At 30.5% G+C, this 8,421-nt stretch carries 9 protein-coding genes; 3 read left to right on the top strand and 6 right to left on the bottom strand.

Going from position 1 to position 8,421, the window contains the following annotated elements:
* The first annotated feature begins 158 nt into the window (after positions 1 to 158).
* Positions 159 to 1,559 (top strand): dihydrolipoyl dehydrogenase, encoded by a 1,401-nt coding sequence (gene lpdA, locus B4E95_RS02290; protein WP_291089614.1) that lies wholly within the window; start codon positions 159 to 161, stop codon positions 1,557 to 1,559.
* A 194-nt stretch (positions 1,560 to 1,753) separates the two neighbouring features.
* Here lpdA and B4E95_RS02285 read toward each other — a convergent pair whose 3' ends face one another.
* Positions 1,754 to 2,497 carry a hypothetical protein gene (locus B4E95_RS02285; RefSeq protein ID WP_291089611.1) on the bottom strand — a complete coding sequence of 248 codons (744 nt, stop codon included), beginning with the start codon at positions 2,495 to 2,497 and terminating at the stop codon, positions 1,754 to 1,756.
* 71 nt (positions 2,498 to 2,568) lie between these two features.
* On the opposite strand from B4E95_RS02285, the gene B4E95_RS02280 reads away from it, so the two are divergent.
* A complete protein-coding gene (locus B4E95_RS02280; protein ID WP_291089608.1) occupies positions 2,569 to 3,267 on the top strand; it encodes a pseudouridine synthase in 699 nt (232 codons plus the stop codon).
* Between the two features lie 113 nt (positions 3,268 to 3,380).
* Complete coding sequence (locus B4E95_RS02275; RefSeq protein WP_291089605.1) at positions 3,381 to 3,974, top strand: hypothetical protein; 594 nt, start codon at positions 3,381 to 3,383, stop codon at positions 3,972 to 3,974.
* 41 nt (positions 3,975 to 4,015) lie between these two features.
* Here B4E95_RS02275 and B4E95_RS02270 read toward each other — a convergent pair whose 3' ends face one another.
* The 5 genes from B4E95_RS02270 to B4E95_RS02250 all read right to left on the bottom strand — a co-directional run.
* Positions 4,016 to 4,723 carry a ZIP family metal transporter gene (locus B4E95_RS02270; RefSeq protein WP_221855878.1) on the bottom strand — a complete coding sequence of 236 codons (708 nt, stop codon included), beginning with the start codon at positions 4,721 to 4,723 and terminating at the stop codon, positions 4,016 to 4,018.
* Positions 4,720 to 5,448: a class I SAM-dependent methyltransferase gene (locus tag B4E95_RS02265; RefSeq protein ID WP_291073874.1), complete on the bottom strand. Its 729-nt coding sequence runs from the start codon at positions 5,446 to 5,448 to the stop codon at positions 4,720 to 4,722. Before B4E95_RS02265 ends, B4E95_RS02270 begins: the two co-directional genes overlap by 4 nt.
* 5 nt (positions 5,449 to 5,453) lie before the next feature.
* A complete protein-coding gene (locus tag B4E95_RS02260) occupies positions 5,454 to 5,834 on the bottom strand; it encodes a Fur family transcriptional regulator (RefSeq protein ID WP_291073876.1) in 381 nt (126 codons plus the stop codon).
* Between the two features lie 167 nt (positions 5,835 to 6,001).
* Complete coding sequence (locus B4E95_RS02255; protein ID WP_291073878.1) at positions 6,002 to 7,783, bottom strand: aminopeptidase P family protein; 1,782 nt, start codon at positions 7,781 to 7,783, stop codon at positions 6,002 to 6,004.
* Between the two features lie 75 nt (positions 7,784 to 7,858).
* Positions 7,859 to 8,421 (bottom strand): hypothetical protein (locus B4E95_RS02250; RefSeq protein WP_291089602.1); only part of this gene is annotated, 563 nt, incomplete at its 5' end.

Raw genomic sequence — 8,421 nt, 5'->3', positions numbered from 1 at the left:
AACAAGGGGAAGATTACATTAAAACTATAATAATTGTATCAATACTATTCCCAATTAGCTAACAAAATTCATTATAATTTTATAACGAAAATCTATTCGATATTGGTTATATTTGTAGAGTTTAAATTAATTATAATAATAAATCAAAATAAAACTATATGAGTTCTTATGATGTAGCCGTAATTGGTGCTGGACCTGGAGGATATGTTGCAGCTATTCGCGCAGCGCAATTAGGATTTAAAACAGCAATTATCGAGAAAGAAAGTTTAGGAGGTACATGTCTTAATGTAGGATGTATTCCATCAAAAGCTTTATTAGATTCTTCTCACCACTATTACGATGCTGTAAATCACTTTAAAGAGCACGGAATCGAAATCGATGCTCCAAAAGTAAACTTCACTCAAATGATTGCTCGAAAAGCAGGTGTTGTAGATACTAACGTAGCTGGTATCAAATACTTGATGAGTAAAAATAATATTGATGTTTTAGAAGGAACAGGTGCTTTTAAAGACGCAACTCATATTGTTGTAACTGCTAAAGACGGTTCTACTCAAGAAATTGAAGCTAAAAATACAATTATCGCAACAGGATCAGTTTCATCTGAATTACCATTTGCGCCAACAGATAAAACTCGTATCATTACTTCTACAGAAGCTTTGGCTTTAACAGAAGTTCCAAAACACTTAATCGTTATCGGTGGTGGTGTTATCGGATTAGAGTTAGGATCAGTTTACTTACGTTTAGGTTCTCAAGTAACAGTTGTAGAATATGCAGACCGCGTTATTCCAGGAATGGACGGTGCTTTGTCTAAAGAATTGACAAAAGTATTGAAAAAACAAGGAATGAAATTCCACACTTCTACAGGTGTAACTTCTGTTGTAAATAACGGAAATGATGTTACATTAAAAGCAACTTCTAAAAAAGGAGAAGAAATTGAAATTAACGGAGATTACGCTTTAGTAGCAGTTGGTCGTCGTGCTTTCACAGGATCTTTAGGTTTAGAAAACGTAGGAGTAGAGGTTGACGAAAGAGGTCGTATCAAAACAAACGATCACTTACAAACGAATGTTTCTAACATTTACGCGATTGGTGATGTTGTTGCTGGTGCAATGTTAGCACATAAAGCAGAAGAAGAAGGTGTTTTAGTTGCTGAGCAATTAGCAGGTCAAAAACCTCATATCAACTATAACTTAATTCCTGGTGTTGTTTATACTTGGCCAGAAGTTGCAGGAGTTGGTAAAACAGAAGAGCAATTAAAAGAAGAAGGAGTAGAGTACAAAGTTGGTTCTTTCCCTTTCAAAGCTTTAGGACGTGCTCGTGCATCTATGGATACAGACGGTTTTGCCAAAATTTTAGCTGATAAAAACACAGACGAAATCTTAGGAATGCATATTATTGGTGCTCGTGCTGCTGATTTAATTGCGGAAGGAGTTGTAGCAATGGAATTCCGTGCATCTGCAGAAGATTTAACAAGAATGTCTCATGCTCACCCAACATTCTCAGAAGCGATTAAAGAAGCTGCTTTAGCTGCTACAGACAATCGTCCAATTCACGCTTAATCAATAGATTTAAGATAAATTCTAAAAAGCTGTTCGTAAGAGCAGCTTTTTTTATAATTTTAAACTTTATAAACATCAAGAATGGAAAATATCACGACTTTATTCAAAGAAAATTGGGACACAATATTAATTACTGTTATATCAGTGATAACATTTTATTTTGTATTTAAATCGAAAGAACGAAAGAGAAGAAATTAATTTTCCTTAAAGTAAACTGGGTTTGGGTAAAGAAATTCATAATTAAATTCATCTTGAATTTTTTGACTTGAAATTATTTTTCCTTCACGATTTATAGAGGAAATAATTTTCTTGTATAATTGATATTCTAACACTTCTTCTTTGGTAGCATGTTCAGGAGTAACGACATTATAAATTGATGAATTTTTATTTGAATTAATTATTCTTTCAATCACTTGACAAATATCTAGATAATGTATATGATTCACCATTTGAGATAGATTTTCACTATTTAAATCTATATATTTAGAAAGAAATCTATCGTCTCCCATTAATCCACCTAAGCGTAAAATAATCAATTGATTAAATTTTTCTTTTAATTGATTTTCAATTGAATAATAAGGGTTGTTTAAATAAAAAGTTTCAATTGAATTTTCAGAAATAATTTCATTATTTTCAGGATAAATAGCTGTTGAACTAAGTAAAATAAGTTGATTGTTATAATCATCTAAAAAGTCAATCAAGTGCTGAAACCGTTTTTGTAAATCTTCTAAATTATTTCTTCTTCCAAATGGAATTGTCACAAGAACAAAATCATAATCCGTTAAGATTTTCTCAGATTTATAATTATCAAAATCGATTGAAAAACAATTTTCTGCATCCGAAATTCGTTTCGTAGTTTCAATCAAAAATTGCATTTCTAAATACTTTTCTAATCTTGATCCCAACCAACCTTTTCCAATAATCAATCCTTTTTTCATTCAATTTTATTAAACAATAAATATAAGACTCTTCTATTTTCTAACCGAAAATAACTTTCTATTTTTGCCAAATGTTAGAAATTCTTTATCAAGACGAATATATTATTGCCATTAACAAACCGAGCGGATTGTTGGTTCACAAATCTTTTTATGCGCGTGATGCGTCTGTTTTTGCTGTTCAGGAATTACGCAATCAAATCGGTGGGCAACATGTTTATCCCATTCATCGTTTGGATCGTAAAACGTCAGGAGTTTTGCTTTTTGCTTTAGATAAAGAAAGTTTAAAAATTATGAACGATCGATTTGCAACACGCGAAGTTGAAAAAAAATACTTAGCTATTTTGCGTGGTTGGGCTCCCGAAGAAACGACGATAGATTATGATTTGACGAATGACGAAGGTTTAAAGCAAAATGCAATTACCTATTTTCATCGTTTGCAAACTGCCGAAATTGATTTAGAATATAACAATCATCCGACTTCACGTTATTGTTTGGTAGAAGCAATTCCCGAAACTGGTCGTATGCATCAGTTACGCAAGCATTTTCGTCATATTTTTCATCCAATTTTGGGAAGTCGTCCTCATGGATGTAACAAGCAAAATAAATTGTGGTTAGAGAATTTTGGATTAAAAGGAATGATGCTTCATGCTCATCAATTGGTATTTAATCATTCAATAACAAATGAACAACTAATTTTGAATGCTAAGATAAATGAAGAATTTTCTAAAGTTGGAGATATTCTTGGTTTGGATTTAGAAAAATATAAATAATCTTAATTAATATTTTTCAATTTATCATTTATATAAAATTTAAAATTTAGACGTTAAATAATTGAAATTGAGAATAATATTTCGTAAAATTGTAAGACCAAAAACTCTTGCTTATGAAACATTATTTTTACTCATTTTTTACTTTATTTCTTTTATTTAATTGTTCAGAAAATAAACCTGAAATCAAAAAGCTTACTCAACAAGAATTAACAGAAACAACAGAATTTAAAGAAGCTTCACCCGAAAAAAAACAATTATTTTCTGAACTTAAAACTTTTCAGAAAGATTTACAAAGTAAACAAGCGCAAAAAATTCCAGATTATTTGGATTGTCCAAAACGTATCGAAGAATTAGATTTGAATACCAAAAGTACTGCGATTAGGACAGATGTTGAGGCAAATTCATTTCGATTATCAACAAATTTAGTCACAGATAATTTTGATTTGATTTACAATGAATTAGACTTGAATATTATTAATGAAGCAATAAAATCTATTCCAGAAACGGATTTATTGGCAAATGATAATGTATCGACAAATGTAAAAATTGGTGAATGCGATTATCATACTTCAATTTCGATGAAAAACAAAGAAGTTGAATTTGATATAAAATCTGCAACACCAAATTCTGAATGTAAGAAAGATCAAAAATGGAAATTTGTTTCGAATGGAGAAATTCTTGTTTTAGATCATCGAAAAATGTTATAATAAAAAAGAAGTTCAAATTTGAACTTCTTTTTTTTATATTTTTAATGAGAATGCACATGCATAGAAACCGTGAGATAAGCGAGAATAAATCCAACTAAAATAGAACCGAATTTTTTCAGATTAAATTTGTGTCCTTCATTACTTTCGAACAAAATCACGGTTGAAATATGTAAAAATATTCCCGAAACAATTGCACTCATTTCCAAAGAATAATTAGAAATAATGGTATGTTTTCCTAAGAAATACCCCATTGGAGCGGCTAATGCAAACAAAGTCATAAACAAAAAACGCTTTGCGTTCGATTCTGTATGTTGACATAATGCGCTAAACAAAATCATCGAAACTGGAATATTATGAACAAAAATTGCCCACATAAAATTGTGAGATTCAGCATTTGCAACAGGAATTCCTTCGATAATCGAGTGTAAAAATAATCCGCCAAAAATTCCAAAAGGAAATTGCTCTTTTTTGTGCAAATGAATATGTCCGTGCTCAACGCCTTTACTGATCGTTTCTAAAATATATTGCACAACAACACCTAATAAAACAAACAATCCAATAGAATGATGGCTATGATTTTCGGATGGATGTCCATAGACTTGCGGTAAAATTTCTAAAACGGTCATCGCTAAGAAATATGCTCCACTAAAGGTTAGCAGTAGTTTTGAATTGTGTTTATTTTTGAGTAATATTCGAGAAAATAAAACTCCAATTAACACACTTGAAATTAAGATTAAACTTTCTTTCATTTGTTTAAAACTAGAATTAATCGGTCAGAAGTTTGTTCATCAAAAGCATCAAGATTATAATTTCCAAATACTTTATCTAAAATAAAACCTTCTGTTTCGTATATTTTTTTGAAATCGTTGAAATAAATTAAACGAACAAACTCTTCAAAATGAAATATTTCGCCTTTATCTGTGAAATCAATTTCTTTTTTGATAAAACCATTTTGGACAGATTTTGTGATTTTGAATAAAATTCCATCAATCAGTTTTTCTTCATAAGGAATCATTTTCGAAACTACTTTTTCTGCATTCAGATAATCCAAAACAAAAATTCCGTGCGATTTTATTTGTTGTTTTACAGCTTCAAAAACTTTAAAATTATCTTCATAATTTTCAAAATAACCAAAACTTGTAAAAAGATTGAAAACTGCATCAAATTCGTTTGGATGATAGACTTCGCGCATATCATGTTTTTCAAATTTTAAATATTCATTTTCAAATTGTTTAGCGTACTTGATACTTTCTTCAGATAAATCGATACCTAAAACATCAAAACCTAATTTATTTAATGTAATAGCGTGTCGCCCCTTTCCACATGCTAAATCTAATACTTTTGCGTGCTGTGGAAGTTGTAAATAATTCGTGATTTTTTGAATAAAATCTTCCGCTTCTGTAAGACTCCTGTTCTTGTATAAAATATGATAATATGGCGAGTTAAACCATTTTACAAACCATTGTAAATCCATTGTTGTTATTTTTGGCAATTTGGGCAAGTTCCTGTGATGACGCAATTGCAATCTTGCATCGAAAATCCTTCGGGTAAACTAATTTTTATTTCTTCTTTTAAGCAAATAAGTTGATTGCAAGTCGTGCAACGAAAATGAAAATGATCGTGATGATGCTCTACATGCTCACAACATGTCTTGCACATTGCAAAATAATTTACGCCGTCATCTCCCACAACTTTATGCATCATTCCGTCTTCGCAAAAATTATTCAGAATACGATAAATCGTTGCTCTGTCCATTTTTCCTTGCAATTGTGTCTCAATTTGTTCCTGATTTAATGCAGTCGTACACGAATTGAACAAATCTATAACCGCTTGTTTGGTTGGTGTATTTCGTCTTTTCATTTCTTAATGCAAATATGTTGCAATAATACAAATTTTATGGGAAATAAAAAATCCTATTCGAAAGTGAATAGGATTTTTTTGTAAAGATAAATTTATTTCAGCTTCTATATTTTTATTTCTAATTCTGAAACAAGTTCAGAATGAATTTTTGTTAAAATTAAATTGATTTATTTAGAAATAGCTTCGCACTTTTCTTTCAACCAAGCTGTTTCTTTTTCGTCTAAGAATGGAGAAATTTTCTCGAAAACAAATTGATGATAGTTATTTAACCATGTAATTTCTTCGTTTGTCATTAAATTAACATCAATCAAATTTTTCTCAATTGGGAAAACTGTAATAATTTCGAATTTCAAGAAATCACCAAATTGAGTAGACATCGCTGGTTGAACAATCATTAGATTCTCGATTCTGATTCCGTATTCACCATCGCGATACAAACCAGGTTCGTTAGAAAGCACCATTCCAGCTTTTAGTGGAGTTAAATTCTCTTCTAAACGAATACTTTGTGGCCCTTCGTGTACACATAAGAAATGACCAACTCCGTGTCCAGTTCCGTGACCATAATTGAAACCATTTTCCCAAAGCGCTTTACGAGACAAAACATCTAACAAAGAACCACGAGAATTAACAGGAAAAATAGCCTGCGATAAACCAATATTTCCTTTAAGAACTAAGGTATAATCTGTTTTTTGTTGTGTAGTTGGTTCTCCTAACATCAAAGTGCGCGTAATGTCTGTTGTTCCTTCCAAAAACTGAGCTCCAGAATCGATTAACAACATTTCTTTTCGACCTAATGTATAAGCAGTTTCAGGCGAAGCAGAGTAGTGGTTCATTGCGCCATGATCAGCGTATCCACAGATAGTCCCGAAACTTGCACCTTTACAATTTTCCTGTTGCGAACGGAAAAATTTCAATTGCTCATCAATTGTAACTTCATTAATGTTATTTTCGATATTTTCTTCTAACCACATGAAAAATTTCGTCAATGCAACACCATCTTTTACCATTGCATTTCTGAAGCCTTCTTGTTCGACTTCGTTTTTAACAGATTTTAGATTTGTTACTGGAGAAGCAACTAAATTAATTATTGAAGAAGTAGAAATGGCTTCATATAACGATTGATTGATTCGATTTCCGTCTACCAAAACATGTGATTTTTCGTTCTGATTTTTTAAATAATCATAAATCGCTAAATAAGGTTGAATTGTGATCCCTTCATTAGCTAAAGCGGCTTTTGTTTCGACAGTTACTTTCGCTTCATCTATAAATAAATACGCATTTTCCGTATCTACAGCAGCATACGAAATTGTCAATGGATTATAGTTAACATCATTTCCACGAATGTTAAATAACCAAGCAATTTCGTCCAACGAATTCATAATGTAAATATTTGTATTTGCTTTTTTCATTTCATTGCGTACTTCCGAAATTTTTTCTGAAGCAGATTTTCCAGCAAATTTTACATCATAAATATAGAATGGATTCTCTGGTAAAGCAGGACGATCTTGCCAAGCTAAATCAATTAAATCAATATTTTTTACTGAAAGTTGATTGAATGAAAATTCATTAAAATTTTCTGCAAAAGCATTGTGTGCAAACATTTGAGGATTAAGTCCTACAACTTCTCCTTCTTTTAGCTGAGAAATAATCCATTCGTTAATAGAAGGTGTTTCCGGCATTTTCATTTTCATCAACTCAAAAGTCGTGTCTTTTAATTGATCTTCTGCCTGAATAAAATATCTCGAATCTGTCCAAACAGCTGCTTTTTCTAACGTAACAACTGCAGTTCCAGCCGAGCCATTAAAACCTGAAATCCAAGTACGTTCTTTCCAACGATTAGGTAAATATTCGCTTCCATGAGGATCTGTTCCAGGAATTATTGTTGCGCTAATCCCATTTTGTTTCATAACTTCTCTCAAAGCTGAAAGACGATCTGTGATTTTTTCCATTTTATATCGAATTCTAAAAAGTTAAATTTTGATAGTCGAAAGGTACGAAGAATGAAATTGAAGAAAATTAAAATTTTATTTATAATTTATTATAATAGATTGAAATTGGTTTATTAAATCTTTATTTTTAGAATTAAAAATTTCATCTTTTAATTGAGTCATTTTTTCTTGGTTTTTTATAGAAAAGTAATATTCATATAATTGAATAGTGATATCAAGATTATTAGGGAATTTTTTTCGTCCTTTTTCTAAACTTTCAATGGCTAAATTTTCTTTTCCTAATTTGTTTTGTACCCAAGCTTTAATTAAGTATTGATCAGATGTGTTTGGTAAATAAGTTTCAAATAATTTTACAACAATTTCTAAATAATATTCATCATTATTGTTTCTTATCGGTGCCATAAATTTAATATACGGGTAGAAAACTTTTAATAATACTTGGCTATCTGCTTTATTAGTATCAGTTAAATTATACCAATTGTTCTTATTATTTTTAGCTTGAATCAATATAGCTTCAGATTCTTTTATAAAATTATCATACATATTTGAAATAAAATAGAAGTAGGTTTTCGTTGTATAATAATCGATTCTGTTGGGATTATTTTTTATTAATTTATTATGTAATCTTCCCCTTGTTA

The sequence above is a fragment of the Empedobacter sp. UBA7494 genome, assembly GCF_002478465.1.
Lineage (GTDB): Bacteria > Bacteroidota > Bacteroidia > Flavobacteriales > Weeksellaceae > Empedobacter > Empedobacter falsenii_B.
The sequence above is the reverse complement of the archived record's forward strand: the minus strand, read 5'-3'. Positions and strand labels throughout refer to the sequence as shown.

Excerpts from the sequence above, each read along its gene's own strand:
- lpdA (WP_291089614.1), top strand. The coding sequence starts at position 159 with ATGAGTTCTTATGATGTAGCCGTAATTGGTGCTGGACCTGGAGGATAT.
- B4E95_RS02285 (WP_291089611.1), bottom strand. The coding sequence starts at position 2,497 with ATGAAAAAAGGATTGATTATTGGAAAAGGTTGGTTGGGATCAAGATTA.
- B4E95_RS02280 (WP_291089608.1), top strand. The coding sequence starts at position 2,569 with ATGTTAGAAATTCTTTATCAAGACGAATATATTATTGCCATTAACAAA.
- B4E95_RS02275 (WP_291089605.1), top strand. The coding sequence starts at position 3,381 with ATGAAACATTATTTTTACTCATTTTTTACTTTATTTCTTTTATTTAAT.
- B4E95_RS02270 (WP_221855878.1), bottom strand. The coding sequence starts at position 4,723 with ATGAAAGAAAGTTTAATCTTAATTTCAAGTGTGTTAATTGGAGTTTTA.
- B4E95_RS02265 (WP_291073874.1), bottom strand. The coding sequence starts at position 5,448 with ATGGATTTACAATGGTTTGTAAAATGGTTTAACTCGCCATATTATCAT.
- B4E95_RS02260 (WP_291073876.1), bottom strand. The coding sequence starts at position 5,834 with ATGAAAAGACGAAATACACCAACCAAACAAGCGGTTATAGATTTGTTC.
- B4E95_RS02255 (WP_291073878.1), bottom strand. The coding sequence starts at position 7,783 with ATGGAAAAAATCACAGATCGTCTTTCAGCTTTGAGAGAAGTTATGAAA.